1 pseudogene is annotated in these 1,185 nt (G+C 67.8%); it reads right to left on the reverse strand.

Features of this window, described 5'->3' with window-relative positions:
• Positions 1-8 precede the first annotated feature (8 nt).
• Positions 9-1,185, reverse strand: a pseudogene (locus AB0D49_RS41745) (NF041680 family putative transposase); the annotation flags it as partial.

The following is a 1,185-nucleotide window of genomic DNA, read 5'->3' on the forward strand; positions in this document are numbered from 1 at the left end:
CTTGATCTTTAACCCGTGCGGCGTGGTCGTGGGGTGGTTGACTTCTTCGTTCGCTGCTTCGCTGACGGTGTTTTGCTGGGTGTGTGAACGTCGTGGCGGGGTGTGGGCCGGGTGTTTCTTCGGCCCGGTGGTCGTCCAGGGCCCGGACGAGAAGGTTTCGGTGCTTGGGCCGGACAGGCCGCTTGTGGGCGGATGTGTCGGAAGTCGCGGCGGACTCGGGCGGGAGTAAGCCTGTCCGGGGAACTGGGTTTCTCCCAGGGACGACGCCGGTCGGCAGCGAGTGGGCGAGCGAGCCGCAGTTGGGTGTATGCGGCGAGGATCAACCAGGTCCAGCGGTCGGCTGCCTCAGGGGTGCGGATCTTGGGGGAGGTCCAGCCGAGGGTCTGTTTCAACAGGCGGAAGGTGTGCTCGATGTCGAAGCGCCGCAGATATGTCTGCCAGAGACGGTCGGCGTCCGCCGAAGTGGCATCGGTGGCTGACCACCACAGCCAGACCGGCTTCGGTGTCGCTCCGCTGGGCAGGTGGTCGATGTCCAGGCGGATCACCGTCCCTTCGACGATAGGGAGGGTCCCGTCGGCGGCTGCCCAGGAAGAGCGGTGGGTCAGCTTGGGGTGCAGCCGGTTCCAGGAGCGGGCCCTGGCGGTGCCGTAGAGGCGTGTGTCGGTGACCGTTTCGGTGTCCGGGGTGCTCCAGGTGTCAGGCTGTCCGAAGACGAACTCGCCGCCGTGCCGGGGCGGTCGGCCCTGCGTGTGCGGGAGCCGTGGTGGGACAGCTCTGCGCAGGACGCGGTCGGATCGCATCCTGGCCAGCACCTGCACCGGCAGGTCTTTGAGGAGGAAGCCGAGGCGGGGTGCGTCGTATCCGGCGTCCGCGACGATGAGGATGTCGGGGTCGCCCGTCTGCCACTGTCCTGCTGTGATCAGTCGCTGCAGCAGATCGCGCAGTTGCCGGGCGGTGATGGTGGCGGGTGTCATCGCCGGGCTTCAGACGCAGTGCGTCCAGCGGTGCGGTCCAGGAGCTGCGGCCCGGCTCGAGCGCGCAGATGATCGAGTAGGGCCAGCCAGGGACGGGGATGTGCTGGTCCTTGCCCCGTCCGTAGGTGTGACACAGGATCCGTTCTGGTGAGGTGTGGGCGTCGGGCCGCAGCCAGCAGGTGACATCGATGGCCAGGACCAGCCGGCCGTC

It is taken from the genome of Streptomyces sp. NPDC048290, from assembly GCF_040652095.1.
Taxonomy (GTDB): Bacteria; Actinomycetota; Actinomycetes; order Streptomycetales; family Streptomycetaceae; genus Streptomyces.